Annotated in this window: 11 protein-coding genes; 7 read left to right on the top strand and 4 right to left on the bottom strand. The window is 72.3% G+C overall.

Annotated elements, in window-relative coordinates; all coding sequences use genetic code 11:
- Positions 1-159: 159 nt before the first annotated feature.
- Positions 160-1,464, top strand: coding sequence for a histidine kinase (locus tag AB0N31_RS07095; RefSeq protein ID WP_366057339.1), 1,305 nt, complete (start codon positions 160-162; stop codon positions 1,462-1,464).
- A gap of 28 nt (positions 1,465-1,492) precedes the next feature.
- Here the strand turns inward: AB0N31_RS07095 and AB0N31_RS07100 are convergent, their stop codons facing one another.
- Together AB0N31_RS07100 and AB0N31_RS07105 are read right to left on the bottom strand one after the other, a co-directional pair.
- Positions 1,493-1,984, bottom strand: a complete 492-nt coding sequence (locus tag AB0N31_RS07100) for an SUKH-3 domain-containing protein (protein ID WP_366057340.1) — start codon at positions 1,982-1,984, stop codon at positions 1,493-1,495.
- Positions 1,985-2,067: 83 nt separating this feature from the next.
- The gene (locus AB0N31_RS07105) at positions 2,068-2,583 is read right to left on the bottom strand and encodes a YwqJ-related putative deaminase (RefSeq protein ID WP_366057341.1); all 516 of its coding nucleotides are present in this window, start codon (positions 2,581-2,583) and stop codon (positions 2,068-2,070) included.
- A 308-nt stretch (positions 2,584-2,891) separates the two neighbouring features.
- On the opposite strand from AB0N31_RS07105, the gene AB0N31_RS07110 reads away from it, so the two are divergent.
- The 3 genes from AB0N31_RS07110 (at position 2,892) to AB0N31_RS07120 (ending at position 7,729) form a co-directional block, all read left to right on the top strand.
- A complete protein-coding gene (locus AB0N31_RS07110; protein WP_366057343.1) occupies positions 2,892-3,905 on the top strand; it encodes an SMI1/KNR4 family protein in 1,014 nt (337 codons plus the stop codon).
- A gap of 7 nt (positions 3,906-3,912) precedes the next feature.
- Entirely contained in the window at positions 3,913-6,654 is a 2,742-nt protein-coding gene (locus AB0N31_RS07115) for an SUKH-4 family immunity protein (protein WP_366057344.1), read from the top strand.
- Positions 6,655-6,877: 223 nt separating this feature from the next.
- Positions 6,878-7,729, top strand: coding sequence for a cellulose-binding protein (locus tag AB0N31_RS07120; RefSeq protein ID WP_366057346.1), 852 nt, complete (start codon positions 6,878-6,880; stop codon positions 7,727-7,729).
- A gap of 272 nt (positions 7,730-8,001) precedes the next feature.
- Here AB0N31_RS07120 and AB0N31_RS07125 read toward each other — a convergent pair whose 3' ends face one another.
- Complete coding sequence (locus AB0N31_RS07125) at positions 8,002-9,507, bottom strand: MFS transporter (RefSeq protein WP_366057348.1); 1,506 nt, start codon at positions 9,505-9,507, stop codon at positions 8,002-8,004.
- A 466-nt stretch (positions 9,508-9,973) separates the two neighbouring features.
- Between AB0N31_RS07125 and AB0N31_RS07130 the strand changes: the two genes are divergently transcribed.
- Together AB0N31_RS07130 and AB0N31_RS07135 are read left to right on the top strand one after the other, a co-directional pair.
- Positions 9,974-10,762, top strand: a complete 789-nt coding sequence (locus AB0N31_RS07130; protein WP_366057349.1) for an ABC transporter ATP-binding protein — start codon at positions 9,974-9,976, stop codon at positions 10,760-10,762.
- Positions 10,759-13,341, top strand: coding sequence for an FtsX-like permease family protein (locus AB0N31_RS07135; protein ID WP_366057350.1), 2,583 nt, complete (start codon positions 10,759-10,761; stop codon positions 13,339-13,341). Before AB0N31_RS07130 ends, AB0N31_RS07135 begins: the two co-directional genes overlap by 4 nt.
- Before the next feature lie 129 nt (positions 13,342-13,470).
- Here the strand turns inward: AB0N31_RS07135 and AB0N31_RS07140 are convergent, their stop codons facing one another.
- Entirely contained in the window at positions 13,471-13,953 is a 483-nt protein-coding gene (locus tag AB0N31_RS07140) for a phospholipase A2 (protein WP_366057351.1), read from the bottom strand.
- A gap of 370 nt (positions 13,954-14,323) precedes the next feature.
- Here AB0N31_RS07140 and AB0N31_RS07145 point away from each other — a divergent pair, with 370 nt between their 5' ends.
- Positions 14,324-14,659: a helix-turn-helix transcriptional regulator gene (locus AB0N31_RS07145; RefSeq protein WP_366057352.1), complete on the top strand. Its 336-nt coding sequence runs from the start codon at positions 14,324-14,326 to the stop codon at positions 14,657-14,659.
- Positions 14,660-14,750: the final 91 nt, after the last annotated feature.

Consider the following 14,750-nt stretch of genomic DNA (forward strand, 5'->3'; position numbering starts at 1 on the left):
CCGTCCGGCCGGAATGTGAGCTTCCGGGCTCGAACAGGGCTCATTCAGCAGTTCGAGGGATACCGGGGGGTTTCGATGCTGTTCGGTTGTGGGGTGTGGTGGGGAGGAGTCGGTGAAAGTCGCCGGAAAAGGCGGGGCGGGCGCCCGTAGGGTGGAGGTATGACCACGACGGGGGAAGAGCACGCCTCGGCTCGGGGAGGGCCTTGGTGGTGGAGCAGGCGCCGCAGTGCGGTGTTCGACTGGAGTCTCGCGGTGGTGTCCGCCGCGGAGTGCGCGGTGGAGGGGTATCCGTTCGCGCGGGACGCGGGTGTGCCGCCGGCGGCGGGGGTGGTGTTCGGGCTGCTCGCCGGGTCGGTGCTGCTGGTGCGGCGGAAGTGGCCGATCGCGGTGGTGCTGGTGGCGATCGCCGTCACGCCGGCGCAGATGGGCTTCCTGATGGGGATCGTCGGGCTGTACACGCTGGCCGCGTCCGAGTTGCCGCGGCGGATCATCGCCTCGTTGGCGGGGATGCAGTTGGTGGGGACGTTGATCGTGACGTTCGTGCGGGTGGGGCAGAGCATGGACCAGGGGCGTCTGACGATCGGTGACTGGTTCATTCCGTTCGCCGCGATCACGACGTCGCTGGGGCTGACCGCTCCGCCGTTGCTGCTGGGGCTGTACGTGGGGGCGCGGCGGCGGCTGATGGAGAGTCTGCGGGAGCGGGCGGACAGTCTGGAGCGGGAGTTGCAGTTGCTGGCCGAGCGGGCCGAGGAGCGGGCGGAGTGGGCGCGGGGTGAGGAGCGGACGCGGATCGCGCGGGAGATGCATGACGTGGTGGCGCATCGGGTGAGTCTGATGGTGGTGCACGCGGCGGCGTTGCAGGCGGTGGCGCGGAAGGATCCGGAGAAGGCGGTGCGGAACGCGGCGCTGGTGGGGGACATGGGGCGGCAGGCGTTGACCGAGTTGCGGGAGATGCTCGGGGTGTTGCGCAGTGGTGAGGGTGTGGGGGCGCGGGGTGCGTCGGTGTCGTCGGCGGTGGTGGGGGTGGCCGCGGTGGCTGTCGCCCGGGGGGTGGTGGAGGAGGGGGAGGGGCCGTGTCTGTCGGAGCTGGACGAGTTGGTGGGGCAGTCGGCGGCTGCGGGGATGGTGGTGGATCTGTCGGTGGAGGGTGAGGTGCGGGGGTATGCGCGGGAGGTCGAGCAGACGGCGTACCGGGTGGTGCAGGAGGCGTTGACGAACGTGCACAAGCATGCGGCGGGTGCGAAGACGTATGTGCGGTTGGCGCACCGGGTGGCGGAGATCGCGATGCAGGTGGAGAACGAGCCGCCGCCGGAGGTGGGGGCGGCGTCGTCGGCGCGGTTGCCGTCGGGTGGCAACGGGTTGGTGGGGATGCGGGAGCGGGTGGTGGCGTTGGGTGGGGTGTTCGTGTCGGGGCCGACGGAGGCGGGGGGTTTTCGGGTGTCGGCGGTGATTCCGGCGGTGTAAGGGGTGTGCGGGTGGGGGTCCTGCGGGGTCAGCCGGCGGTGAGGCGGACGGGTTCGATGCCGAAGATGAGGGTGCCGAGGGCCTGGTCGATGTCGGGGCCGAGGTACCAGTCGCCGGTGTGGTCGAGGGCGTAGACGCGGCCTTCGGCGTCGATGGCGAGGAGGGAGTGGCTGTCGGTCTCGGTGCCGAGGGGGCTGACGTCGGTGTCGAGGGCGCGGCCGAGGTCGACGAGGGTGCGGGCGAGGTGGAGGCCGTGGAGGGGGTCGAGGTGGACGGCCGTGGGGGCGATCTGGCGGCCGGGTCCGGTGGGGGTGATGTGGAGGCCGCCGAATTCGGCCCAGGCTTCGACGGCGGCGGGGAAGACGGCGTGGCGGTGGCCGGCGGGTGAGGTGTGTTCGCGCAGGGTGTCGGCCCAGATCTCGGCCTGTTTGATGTCCCAGCGTCCGGGTTGCCAGCCGGCGGTGCGCAGGGCGGCGTCGACGGGTACGGGGAAGCGCGTGGTGGTGCGGTCGGGGTGCATCTGCCCTTCGTTCGTCGGGGTCGTGGGTCGGCGCGGGGCCGTCGTGCGGTGGTGGTGCGGGGTGGTTGGTGGGGGCGTGGGGGTCAGCTGTCGTCGGTGGTGGGGTCGACGATGCGGACGCCGAAGTGGGCGCTGAGGGCGGTGCAGGCGCGGCAGGGGGTGGCGAAGCTGCCGTGGAGCGGGTCGCCGTCCTCGCGGATGCGCCGGGCGGTGAGTTTGGCCTGTTTGAGGGCTTTGCGGGCTTCGCCGTTGGTCATGGGTCTGCGGGCGGCGCGTTTGCTGCGGGTGGCGTCGGCGGTGGTGATGTGGCGGGAGATGAGGAGTGCTTCGGCGCAGCGGCCGGTGTAGCGGTCGCGGCGGTCGCTGGGGAGGGTGTCGAGGAACTCCTGGACGAGGGGGTGCAGGGTGGGGGGCTGGTCGCCGCGGGCGGCGGTGCTGGTGAGGGTGGCGCCGCGGACGGAGAGGGCGGCGGCGATGGTGGGGAGTATGCCGTCGCGGCGGTGGCGGAGGACGGGTGCGTGGGGGGTTTCGTCGCTGCTCCAGCCGATGCGGGGGTCGCCGGAGCGGCTGGTGTGCGGTCCCGTTTGCGTGGCGTTCATGATCGTCTTTCCCCTCCGTGCATCCCCCCGGAAGTCATCAGAGTGCCAAACGGCGTGGCCGGTGTGGAAGCTGGGGCGGTGCGACACGCCCGGTTCGGGCTGGTTGTCACGAGGGGGTGACGGCTGGTCACGGAAGTGGAGGGCCGGTGACCGGTGTCGTCGTACCGCTTAGGCTGTCGGCACCGCCTGGCGCGCGGTTGACGCGCGTGGGAGACCGTTGGAGACAGTCGGATACGGGGCGTGGTGGTCGGTCCGGATGCGGATTCGGCCGCCGGGGTCCGTCCAGAGCGCCGCAGGGGGCAACCGCCATGACGACAGGTCGGCTCGGGCAGCGAGCCGTGCCGCCGAACGCGGCCTATGCCGGGCAGGTCGTGCATTTCCCGGATCCGGTCCGGGCCGCACGTCACCCGAGAGGGGTACGGGTGGACGAGCGCGGTTACCCGGATTTCTCGTCCTATGCGCGGGCGGCCGCGGAGATCGCGGAGCCGCCGGAGGGTTTCGGTGTCGACGAGCTGCGGCTGACGGACTACGTGTCGGCGAACGCGGCGTTGTCGGCGTCGGGGCACGAGTTGTGGGACACGGTGGACAGTGTGGCGACGCCGCACGGCTGGACGTGGCACCACGTGGTGGGTTCGCGGCGGCTGGAGCTGGTTCCGGTCGAGGTGAAGGCGTTGTTGCGGCATCACGGTGGGATCGCGACGGCGGTGGTGGATCAGGGGAAGCGCGGGACGCGGCCGTTGCAGGAGACGCGTCCGGCGCATTTCGGGCTGCCGAAGTCGGGTGTGGTGGTGACGGAGCAGCAGGTGCAGGGGGTCGAGGAGGACCTGGGGTACCGGTTGCCGGGCGCGTACCGGACGTTTTTGAAGGCGGCGGGCGGTTGTGCTCCGGTGGGTGCGGCGCTGGACGCGGAGTTGGGGCTGTTGGTGGACCAGCCCTTCTTCACGGTGCGGGACGAGGCGGCGGTCAATGATCTGGTGTACGTGAACAAGTGTCTGCGTGATCATCTGACCAAGGACTATCTGGGGGTCGGGTTCGTGCAGGGTGGTCTGCTGGCCGTGAAGGTGAAGGGTGACCGGATCGGTTCGGTGTGGTTCTGCGCGTACGACGATGTGCGGGACGTGGATCCGGCGTGGTCGCCGGCGGAGCGGGTGGAGCGGTTGCTGCTGCCGTGCGGTGAGGACTTCGACGTCTTCCTGTCGCGGCTGGCGGGGCGGCCGCCGGAGTTGGAGACGGTGGCGAATCTGATGGTGGACGGTGGTTTCGCGCGGGTTGTCCCCGTGGCTTCCGGTTCTTCCGTTCCGTCCGTCGGTGTGGGGGAGTGATCGGGTGATGGTGACGTTCGCGCAGGCGCAGGAGCGCGGTGAAGAGTGGGTCAACGGGGACGTTCCGGCGTATCAGCACCGTGAGGTGCGGGTGCGGGAGTTCGGGCTCGGGTTCGTGGTGTGGGCCGAGGACCGTGCGGAGGGGCCGCGTTCGGACGGGGGCGGGCAGCGGTTGGTGCTGGCCCGTGACAGCGGTGAGGTCACGTTGTGGCCGGCGCTGCCGGTGGGTGAGGTGATCCGCCGGTACGAGGAGGAGTACGGCCGTCCGGAGGGTGAGCCGGCGCCGGTGCCGCCGGCCGCGGCGCGGGTGGACCTGAACCAGACGTCGTTCCTGCTGTCGCCGCCGGAGTGGTTGCAGGAGGCGGCGGACCGGTTGGGGATCGGGGAGGCGGCGGATTCTTCGTCGTCCGCGTCGCCTTCGTCGTCTCCGTCGTCCGTGTCTTCTCCGTCGGGGTCCGCTTCCGCTTCCTCCGCTTCCCCGGCTGCTTCCTCCTCGCCCGCACCCGCCGATTCGGTGGGTGCGGCCGGTGACTTCGGTGATCCGTCGCTGCCCCGGACGCAGGCGGGGGTCCCGACGCCGGCTCCCACGCCCGCCGGGGCCACGCCCTGGACGGGTACGGACACCAACGGCGATTCCGGTGACGACCGTTCCGTGCCGCTGCCGGTGACGGTGTTCGCGCCGCCGCTGAGCGGTGCCGACGACGAGGCGCCGCCGTCCTCCGTCGCGTCGGACGCCAAGACGGCGCTGATCTCGGGCGGCAGCCGGATTCCGCCCACGGCGGTCTCGCCGGCGCTCCCGGACGTGGACGGGCAGGGCGCGTCGGTCGGCGCTCCCGCACCGTCGTCCGCCCCCCTGCCGCCTCCGCCTGCGGCGCCGGGTGGGCCGGGGACACCGCCGCCGCCGGCCGGGCCGCAGGGGACGCCTCCGCCGGGCCCGTCGTCCTACGGCGGTCCGCAGGCGCCCGGTGCGCCGCAGCCGCCGGCCGGTCCGGGGGCCACGGGTGGCTTGGCCCGGCCGCTCGCGCCGAACGCCGGGGACATCGCCGATGCGGCGACCAGCAAGGCGGCTCCGCCGCCGCGCCGCCGTACCGGTGGGGCGCCGCCGCCCCCGCCGCCCCCGCCGAGCGCGCCGGGCGTGCCCGGCGCGCGGCCGGGTGCCACACCTCCGCCGTCCGCCGGTCCGGGTGGGCAGGGAGCGTCGACGGGCGGTTACGTGCCCACGCAGCTGGTGTCGGCGCTGGGTCCCGAGGGGCCGGCCGGACGGGAGGCGCCGGGTGGTCCCGGTGCCCCCGTTGCTCCGGGTGCCCCGGGTGCCCCCGTTGGGCCGAACCCGCCCGCGCCGCCGAACCCGCCCGGCGGTACGCCCCCGGGTGGGGTGCACCACGCCGCGACGATGCTTGCCGACCCGAGCCGGATGGGGCCGGGCGCGCCGCAGCCGCCGGGTGCTCCGGGTTCTCCGGGGGTGCCCCCTGCCCCGGCCGTGCCCGGCGGGCCGGGCGCCCACGGCTCCGCCGGTGGGGCTCAGGGTGCCGCGCACCGGGCCGCCACGATGCTGTCCGGGCCTCCGCCGGGCGGTCCCGGTGCGCCGCCGCCTCCGCCGCCGCCCGCTCCCGGTGCGCCGGGTGCTCCGGGAATGGCTCCGGGTGCCCCGCGGCCGCCGATGCCGCCGCCCGGTGCGATGCCGCCGGGCGCGATGCCGCCCCCCGGCGCCGTGCCGCCGCCGGGTGTGCCCGGTCCCGGGCAGCCGCAGGCGTACGGGTATCCCCAGCAGGGTCAGCCGACCGTCGGGCCGGGTTACCAGGCCGTGCTGCGCTACCGGGCGCACGACGGGTCGGAGCAGCAGGTGATCCGGCGTTCGGCGCCGGGCACGCCGCACCCGGAGTGGCAGATCTTCCACGAGCTGCGGGCGATGAACGTGCCGCCGGACCAGGTGCTGGAGCTGCACACCGAGCTGGAGTCGTGTGAGCTGCCGGGGGCGTACTGCGCGCGGATGATCCGTGAGCAGTGGCCGCAGGCGCGGATCACGAGCATCGCGCCGTACGGCACGGACCATGCGAGCCGGCAGCAGGGGATGCGGCAGCTCCTGGCCCATCAGGGTGAGTTGCATCAGGTGGCCGACGGTCCGGCGCGTCCCGCCCCGGTGCGCGCCCCGTTGCCGCCGGTGCAGCCGTTGCCGCCGGTCCCGCCGGAGGCGATCGCGCAGGAGATGGGCGCGGTGTTCGGGCCGGGGGTGTTCCGGTTCGAGCAGGCCGCGGTGTCCCGGCAGGGTGTGCCGCCGATCGTGGCGCACACGCTGGTGGTGGCGGGTCTGCCGGTGGACCTGGGTCCGTTCTTCTGGGCGCAGGCCCAGCCGGGGCGGCCGGTGCCGACGCTGGCGGAGCTGGCGGCGGAGCGGGGGGTGCAGCCGGCGGCGGACGCGGGCTCGTACCTCGTCATGGGCAGCGACTTCGGCAAGGCGGTCTGCGTGCAGTACGGCACGGCGCACATCGTCGCCGTGCCCGTGGAGGCGGGGCCGGGCGGGGCGCCCGTACCGCCGCAGTTCGTGAACAGCGGGCTGCCGGAGTTCGCGCGCTGCCTCGCGCTGCTGGGGCGGATGTGGCGGCTGCGGTTCGGTCTGAACCAGGAGCAGGCGGGCCGCTGGACCGTCGACTTCCAGGCGCAGTTGGCCGCGCTGGATCCGGCGGCGCTCGGTTCGCCGGAGAGCTGGTGGTCGGTGCTGCTGGAGGAGATGTGGGACGGGCTGCTGTGAGGCGTACGCCCCGCTGACGCGCGTGTGCGGGAGGGCCGGGCCCGGTCGTGTGACCGGGCCCGGCCCTTTCGCATGGGTGGTCGACGGTGACCAGCGCGCGGAGTGTCGCGCTATGAACCCTTGCGTCTCATACCTCAGGATATGCGGGAAATCATCTTTTCTGCGGCCGTCCGGTGGAGAGGGGTTCCAGGTGATCAGGGCTTCGACGGCACCACCCGGGTTCATGACCGTTCGCGGGCGCGGTTACCGGCCCGAACAGGTCGACGCGTACGCCGCCGCTCTCTCGGCCGACCGGGACGCCGCCTGGGAGCGGGCCGCCCGGCTGACCGTGCTGGCCAAGGACATGGAGGCGGAGGCCGTACGGCTGCGGGACGCCGTGAGCGGGCTGGCGCCGCAGACGTACGACGCCCTCGGGGAGCGGGCGCGGCGCATCTTCCAGCTCGGACGGGAGGAGGCGGCGGCCGTGCGGGAACGCGCCCGGAGCGCGGCGCGGGAGCAGGTCGTGCGGGCCGAGGCGGATGCCCGGGCGGTGCGCGCGGAGGCGCGGGAGCGGGCCGGCGAGGTGCGCGCGGAGGCGGAGGAGCGCGCCCGGCAGCACCTGCTCGCGGCGCGTGCCGAGGCCCACGGGATCCGCGTCGGCGCCCGGCGCGAGGTGAGGGAGCACCGGCGTGAGGCCCTCACGGCCCTGCGCGAGGTGCGCCGGCGCGCCGCCGCCCTGCTCGCCGACCGGGAGGGGGACGAGGCCGAGCGGTGGGCCGCGGTCGAGCGGGCGGAGGCCGACCGGGCCGCCGCGCTCGACGCGGACCACGCGCGGTTGGTGGCGCGGGCCGAGTCGGCGCTGTCCGCGGCCCGGCAGGCCTTCGCCGACGCCGGGGAAGCCGCCCGCCGACGCCAGGAGGAGGCACACGCGCGTGCCTCCGAAGTCCTCGTCGAGGCACGCGCGCGTGCGGAACGGATCGCCCGCGAGACGGAACGGGTGCTGCGCGAGCACGGCGAGCGGTGGGACGACGTGCAGGCGCAGATCGACTCCGTGCGCAGCAGCCTGAGCACCCTGACGGGGCACGCCGCGCAATGAGCGCCCGCCGGGCCCCGCCCGTCCGCCGGTCGCCCCGCCCGGGTGCCGGTCGCCCGGCCGTCCGTCAGTTTCCCCGCCGGACCGCGCCCGCCGGGATCCAGCCCTCCACGGCCTCGTACCGGTGCCGCTGTTCCGCCGCCCCGCGGCGGCCCGAGACGAGTGGGTACCGGCCGGGCGCGAGGGTTTCGGCAAACTGGCCGGTCGGTATGCGCTTGCTGTGCCGCCGGGGTCCTGAGCCGGGGTGTCACCCGCGTCAACAGGTCGGTGCGGGATCAGTCGCCCGGCTCGGCCAGTACCGGGAAGTGGCGCGGGGCCAGGCACAGCAGCACCAGGAAGGCGAGCGCGGCGGCGCCCGCCGCGCCCAGGTACACCGCGTGCACGGCCTCGGCGACCGCGTGCCGGCTCGCCCCGGCGGCGGCGCCCGCGTCCAGGTCGCGCACGACGGAGTCCAGGTCGCCCGTGCCGCCCAGCCGGGCCGCCAGCACGCCGTTGGCGACCGCCCCGAAGACGGCCGCGCCGATCGTCTGCCCGCTCTGCCGGCAGAAGAGGACGGACGCGGTGGCGGTGCCGCGCTCCGACCAGCCGACCGTCGACTGCACGCCGACGATCAGCGGCAGCTGGAACAGGCCCAGGGCCGCGCCGAGCAGCAGCATCAGCAGCGCCGGCTGCCAGGCCGCACCCGGATACGGCAGCAGGGGGAACGCGAGCAGGACCAGCGTCGCCGCGCCGATGCCGAGGAGGGCGGTGTCGCGGAAGCCGATGCGCCGGTACACGTGCTGGCTGAGGGCGGCCGACAGCGGCCAGCTCAGCGTCCACACCGACAGCACGAACCCGGCCGTCACCGGATCCAGGCCCAGCACCGCCTGGGCGTACGTCGGCAGGAACACCGCGGGCGCCACCATCAGCAGGCCCAGCGCGCCCAGCGCGAGGTTGACCGCGGCGATCGTACGGCGGCGCCACACCCAGCCGGGGATGATCGGCTCGGCGGCCCGGCGCTCGACGGCCACGACGAGGCCGGCCAGGGCGAGTCCCGCGGCGAACAGCGCGAACGACGGCGCCGACAGCCACGGCCAGGCCACCCCGCCCTGCACCAGCGCGGTCAGCAGCACCCCGCCGGTCGCGAAGACCGCCAGCGCGCCCGCCCAGTCGACCCGCGCGCGTGTCCCCGACGTCCGCTCCGGCTCGTGCAGGTGACGCACGATCAGCCACAACGCCACCGCCCCGACCGGCAGGTTGACGAGGAAGATCCACCGCCAGTCGGCGTACGCCGCCAGCAGCCCGCCCAGACCCGGTCCCGCGACCGCGGACACCGCCCACACCGTGGACAACTTGGACTGGATCCTGGGGCGCTCCTTCAGCGGGTAGAGGTCGGCGGCCAGGGTCTGCACGGTGCCCTGCAGCGCGCCGCCGCCCAGACCCTGCACGACGCGGAACGCGATCAGCGCGCCCATGTTCCAGGCGAGCGCGCACAGCAGCGAGCCGAGCAGGAAGAGGACCGCGCCGGCCACCAGTACGGGCTTGCGGCCGAAGGTGTCGGAGAGCTTGCCGTAGACGGGCAGGGTGACGGTGACGGCGAGGAGGTAGCCGGAGAACAGCCAGGAGAAGACGGAGAATCCGCCGAGGTCGCCGACGATCTGCGGCACGGCGGTGGAGACGACGGTGGCGTCGAGCGCGGCCAGCGCCATGGAGAGCATCAGCGCGGCGACCACCGCCCCCCGCTTCCCGGTGGCCGTGCCCCGCCCCGCGGCCTCCCGTGTCGCGGGTCTGACGTCGCCCATCCCGTACCCCTCCCCTGCCTGTCCCGTGCCCCTTGCACCCATCAGGCCCGGACAGCCTGCCACTTGACCCTGACCCGAGGGGAGGGTGGAGCCTGACCGGGCCTGAGGGTGGACATGACCCCGAGGAACACTCCACCTCTCGGTGGACAGCCCCTAGGGGTATCTCCGCACTACGGCTCGGGGAGGGTTCGTACCGCCGGAGGAGGAGAGAGGCCGGGACGGCTCCTTAACCTGGCTTTACGCCGCTGGGGCGGACAACCCCGCCGGTCGGAGGTGGGGTTAACCCCCCACGAAGACGGGCCCGAGCCCCAGCGCGCCGCACCCGGTCGCGCCGACAGACTCTTCGACGTAGCACCGATGACGTACCACCGGGACGCGACACCGCACCACGCGACACCGCACCACACACCGACGCGGCACCACGCGCGTCCCCTTGCTTCCTCTCTTTCGACCTTTGGAGATTCACGTGACTTCGGCTGTGACCATTCCCAGGCACGGGGGCACTGGAGGGCGTACGGCCGTTGCCGCTCGGGCGCGGCAGGTCGTCAAGGCGTACGGGTCCGGGGAGACCCGCGTCGTCGCCCTCGACCACGTCGACGTGGACATCGCCCGTGGCCGCTTCACCGCGATCATGGGCCCCTCGGGATCCGGCAAATCCACCCTGATGCACTGCCTCGCCGGCCTGGACACCGTCACGTCCGGGCAGATCCACCTGGACGAGACCGAGATCACCGGGCTCAAGGACAAGAAGCTGACGCAACTGCGCCGGGACCGGATCGGGTTCATCTTCCAGGCGTTCAACCTGCTGCCGACGCTCAACGCGATCGAGAACATCACGCTGCCCATGGACATCGCCGGCCGCAAGCCCGACAAGGCCTGGCTGCAGCAGGTCGTCGAGACGGTCGGGCTGTCCGACCGGCTCAAGCACCGGCCCACCCAGCTCTCCGGCGGCCAGCAGCAGCGCGTCGCCGTGGCCCGCGCCCTCGCCGCCCGCCCCGAGATCATCTTCGGCGACGAGCCGACCGGGAACCTCGACTCGCGTGCCGGTGCCGAGGTCCTGGGCTTCCTGCGCCGCTCCGTGGACGACCTGGGCCAGACCATCGTGATGGTCACCCACGACCCGGTCGCCGCCTCCTACGCCGACCGCGTCCTGTACCTCGCCGACGGCCGCATCGTCGACGAGATGCACCAGCCGACCGCCGAGCAGGTCCTGGACCGCATGAAGGACTTCGACGCCCGGGGGCGTACGTCATGACCGTGATGAGAACCTCGATGCGCAACTTCTTCGCGCACAAGGGGCGCATGGCCCTGTCGGCCGTGGCCGTCCTGCTGTCGGTGGCCTTCGTCTGCGGGACGCTGGTGTTCACCGACACCATGAACACCACCTTCGACAAGCTGTTCCAGGCCACGGCATCGGACGTGACGGTCAGTGCCGAGGGCGCCTCCGACACCGGGGAGACCACCTCCCGCACCGGCAAGCCGCCGGTCATGCCGGCCTCCGTGCTCGACGGGGTGCGCAAGGCCGAGGGCGTCCTGAAGGCGGAGGGGACGGTGTTCTCCACCTCGGTGACCGTGGTGGACCAGGACCTGGACAAGCTCTCGCCCACCAGCGGCGCGCCGACCATCGTCGGCAGCTGGAACAGCAACGAGGCCCGCACCATGGAGATCACCTCCGGTGCGGCGCCCGAGGGGCCCGACCAGATCATGGTCGACGCGGACACCGCCGACAAGCATCACCTCCGGCTCGGCGACGAGATCGGCGTGATCACGGTCGTCGGCACGCACCACGCGCGGGTGTCCGGCATCGCCGCCTTCACCGTCACCAACCCCGGTGCGGCGATCTTCTACCTGGACACCAGGACCGCCCAGCAGATCCTGGTCGGCCGGACCGGGGTCTACACCAACGTCAACGTCACGGCCGCCCGGGGGGTCACCGACACCCGGCTGAAGAAGAACGTGGCCGCCGAACTCGGCGGTGGCTACAAGGTGCAGACCGCCAAGGAGGTCGCCGAAGCCAACCAGCAGAGCGTCAACGGCTTCCTGAACGTGATGAAGTACGCGCTGCTCGGCTTCGCCGGGATCGCCTTCCTCGTCGGCATCTTCCTGATCGTCAACACCTTCTCGATGCTGGTCGCCCAGCGCACCCGCGAGATCGGCCTGATGCGCGCCCTCGGCTACTCCCGCAGGCAGATCAACCGGTCGGTGCTCGTCGAGGCCCTGCTGCTCGGCGGGCTGGGCTCCGTCCTCGGCGTCGGCGCGGGGATCGGCGTCGCGGTCGGCCTGATGAAACTCATGGGTCTCATGGGCATGCACCTGTCCAGCAGCGACCTGACCGTCGTCTGGACGACTCCGGCCCTCGGCCTGCTCCTCGGCGTGGTCGTCACCGTCCTGGCGGCCTACCTGCCCGCCCGGCGTGCCGGCAGGATCTCCCCGATGGCCGCGCTGCGCGAGGCGGGCGCCCCGGCAGGCGTCGGAGCGGGTGTCGTGCGTGCCGTGTCCGGCCTGGTCCTGACGGCCGCCGGCGGCTGGAGCCTGTACGTCGCCGCCACCGCGGACACGGCCAAGGCCGGCTCGGCGTGGCTGGGCCTGGGCGTGGTGCTGACCCTGGTCGGCCTCGTGGTCGTCGTCCCGCTGATCGCCGGCGGTCTGGTCCGCGTCCTCGGCGCGGTCATGCTGCGGATGTTCGGCCCGGTCGGCCGGATGGCCGAGCGCAACGCGCTGCGCAACCCGCGCCGCACCGGGGCCACCGGCGCCGCGCTGATGATCGGTCTGGCCCTGGTGGCCTGTCTCTCGGTGGTCGGCTCCTCGATGGTGGCGTCCGCCACCGACCAGCTGGACAAGACCGTCGGCACGGACTTCATCATCCAGGGCGACAACGAGGGTGCGCTCGTCACTCCCCAGGCCCTGCGGGCCGTGAAGGACACACCGGGCCTGGCGCGCGTCACCGAGTACAAGGTGCTGGACGCCTCCCTGACCACCCCGGACGGCCGGGTCTCCAAGAGCGAGACGATCAACGCGGCCGACGCGACGTACGCCCAGGACCTGCGTACCGAGACCGTCGCCGGCGACCTCGCCGACGCTTACCGGCCCGACTCGATGTCCGTCCACGAGGACTTCGCCGAGGCACACGGGATCACGCTGGGCTCCACGGTCGCCGTCGACTTCGAGGACGGTGCGACGGCCAGGCTGACGGTCCGTGCCATCACCAGCGACGACGTCGTCATCGACAAGGGGGCCATGTACGCGTCCATCGACACGGTGGCCAGGTACGTGCCCGCCGACAGGATGCCGCTCGACCTGATGCTCTTCGCCACCGCCGAGGACGGTCAGCAGGAAGCCGCCTACAAGGCGCTGAAGTCGGCCCTGCACGGTCTGCCGGAGTACACCGTGCGCGACCAGACCGACTACAAGCAGGCTCTGAAGGACCAGATCGGCCAGCTGCTCAACATGATCTACGGGCTGCTCGCACTCGCGATCATCGTCGCGGTCCTCGGTGTCGTGAACACCCTCGCCCTCTCGGTGGTCGAGCGGACCCGGGAGATCGGCCTCATGCGGGCCATCGGCCTCTCCCGCCGCCAGCTGCGCCGCATGATCCGCCTGGAGTCCGTGGTGATCGCGGTCTTCGGCGCCCTGCTGGGTCTGGGTCTGGGCCTGGGCTGGGGCGCGACCGCCCAGAAGCTGCTCGCGCTGGAAGGTCTGAACACCCTGGAGATCCCCTGGCCGACGATCACCGCCGTCTTCGTCGGCTCGGCCTTCGTGGGCCTGGTCGCGGCCCTGGTGCCGGCGTTCAGGGCGGCGCGGATGAACGTGCTGAACGCCATCGCGACGGATTGACGGACCGGACGAGCGGTTTCGGACCGGACGAGCTGTTCCGGAGCGGACGAGCAGTTTCGGACCGGCAGGCCGGCGGGGCACGGGGAAGAACTCCGTGCCCCGCCGGCCGTCTGTGCCGCCCCGCGCCGGTCAGCCGGCGGCGCGTACCGCCTGGTAGTACTTCTTCGCGGTCTTGAGGCAGGCCTCCTTCAGCTTCTTGCGCTGGGCGGGCGTGTACGGGTCGGCCCAGGGGCGGTAGCCGCAGGCGGTGTTCAAGTCCCTGAGGAGGGCCTTGTCGATGCGCAGCTTGTGATCCCGCTTGAAGTAGTAGTTGCCCACGAGAGCCTTGTAGTTCCGGTAGCCGAAGTCGTGGCGGTAGCAGCCCCATTTGAAGACGTAGCCGCCGGGGAGCGAATCCGGCGAGGAGCTGCAGTAGTCGGTGTTCCAGTTGAACTTGTATTTTTCGATCGCCGGCTTGCGGCCGAGGTGCTGGGAGAGCGCCTCGTTCCACTTCAGCGACGAGGCGTTCGAGTCCCCTGTCAGGGTCTTCAGTTTGGCAAGCTTCTGAGCCTTGGTCACGGCGGCGGTCGCTGCCTGGGGGGAAGCCCCGACGGATGCTGTGGAATCCGCCATTGCGGGCGTGGCCGCGGTGGCGAGAAGAATTCCGGAAATGACGATCCCGGGCAGTGTGGCACGCAACTTGGTCAAGGTTGCTTTCCTTTCTGGGTGATCTGGCGGCAACCATGACATGCCCGTGCAACGGGATCAATTGCTTTCTTGGCGGGCGGCACACCGGGGAAATCGGAATAGATTGTTCCGTGCGTCCTGAGCTCGGCTTACCGGTGAGGTGCCGTGACATATACCAGTCTCGCTATATGTCGCGGAAGAGATGCGCCGGGCGTCCGCCGGTGCGGGTCGGCGAAGCTCAGATGTTGCTCAAGTGGACCTTCACCGAAGACGCTTGGACTAGTGTCCGGAGAGATGTCCGTTCCGAGGTTCGTCGGTGTCGAGCGATCCGGGAGTGAAGGTGCAGCGTCATCAACGGGGGATGGCCTGGGTGCGTGTCGAGTGCGGAAGAATCCATGATGAAAGGCTGGAGGAAACCCTGGGGCGAGCCGTGCGGGAATGGCGGGGGAAAACCGGGATGACCCAGGTGAGGCTGGCGGAACTCTCCGGCCTGACACAGGCGGCGATCTCCCGGCTGGAACACGGAAAATGCATGCCGACGTTCCCTTTGCTGGAACGGATCGCCCGGGCCTTCGGTTCGGCCCTGCTCGTGTCGGTGGAGCCCGGCCGGGGCGTGACCGTCACGTTCGCCGGCAGTGCTGACGTCGTCTGAGAACCCCTGTTCCGTCGGGGCCGGCGGCGGTGGCGCCGCCCGAGGGCACCTGCCCGCCCGGGCCCGCAGCGGTCCGCGCGCCGCCACCGCC

This window comes from Streptomyces sp. NPDC051051 (assembly GCF_040682975.1).
In the GTDB taxonomy this organism is placed as follows: Bacteria; Actinomycetota; Actinomycetes; order Streptomycetales; family Streptomycetaceae; genus Streptomyces.

Excerpts from the sequence above, each read along its gene's own strand:
- AB0N31_RS07095 (WP_366057339.1), top strand. The coding sequence starts at position 160 with ATGACCACGACGGGGGAAGAGCACGCCTCGGCTCGGGGAGGGCCTTGG.
- AB0N31_RS07100 (WP_366057340.1), bottom strand. The coding sequence starts at position 1,984 with ATGCACCCCGACCGCACCACCACGCGCTTCCCCGTACCCGTCGACGCC.
- AB0N31_RS07105 (WP_366057341.1), bottom strand. The coding sequence starts at position 2,583 with ATGAACGCCACGCAAACGGGACCGCACACCAGCCGCTCCGGCGACCCC.
- AB0N31_RS07110 (WP_366057343.1), top strand. The coding sequence starts at position 2,892 with ATGACGACAGGTCGGCTCGGGCAGCGAGCCGTGCCGCCGAACGCGGCC.
- AB0N31_RS07115 (WP_366057344.1), top strand. The coding sequence starts at position 3,913 with ATGGTGACGTTCGCGCAGGCGCAGGAGCGCGGTGAAGAGTGGGTCAAC.
- AB0N31_RS07120 (WP_366057346.1), top strand. The coding sequence starts at position 6,878 with ATGACCGTTCGCGGGCGCGGTTACCGGCCCGAACAGGTCGACGCGTAC.
- AB0N31_RS07125 (WP_366057348.1), bottom strand. The coding sequence starts at position 9,507 with ATGGGCGACGTCAGACCCGCGACACGGGAGGCCGCGGGGCGGGGCACG.
- AB0N31_RS07135 (WP_366057350.1), top strand. The coding sequence starts at position 10,759 with ATGACCGTGATGAGAACCTCGATGCGCAACTTCTTCGCGCACAAGGGG.
- AB0N31_RS07140 (WP_366057351.1), bottom strand. The coding sequence starts at position 13,953 with ATGGCGGATTCCACAGCATCCGTCGGGGCTTCCCCCCAGGCAGCGACC.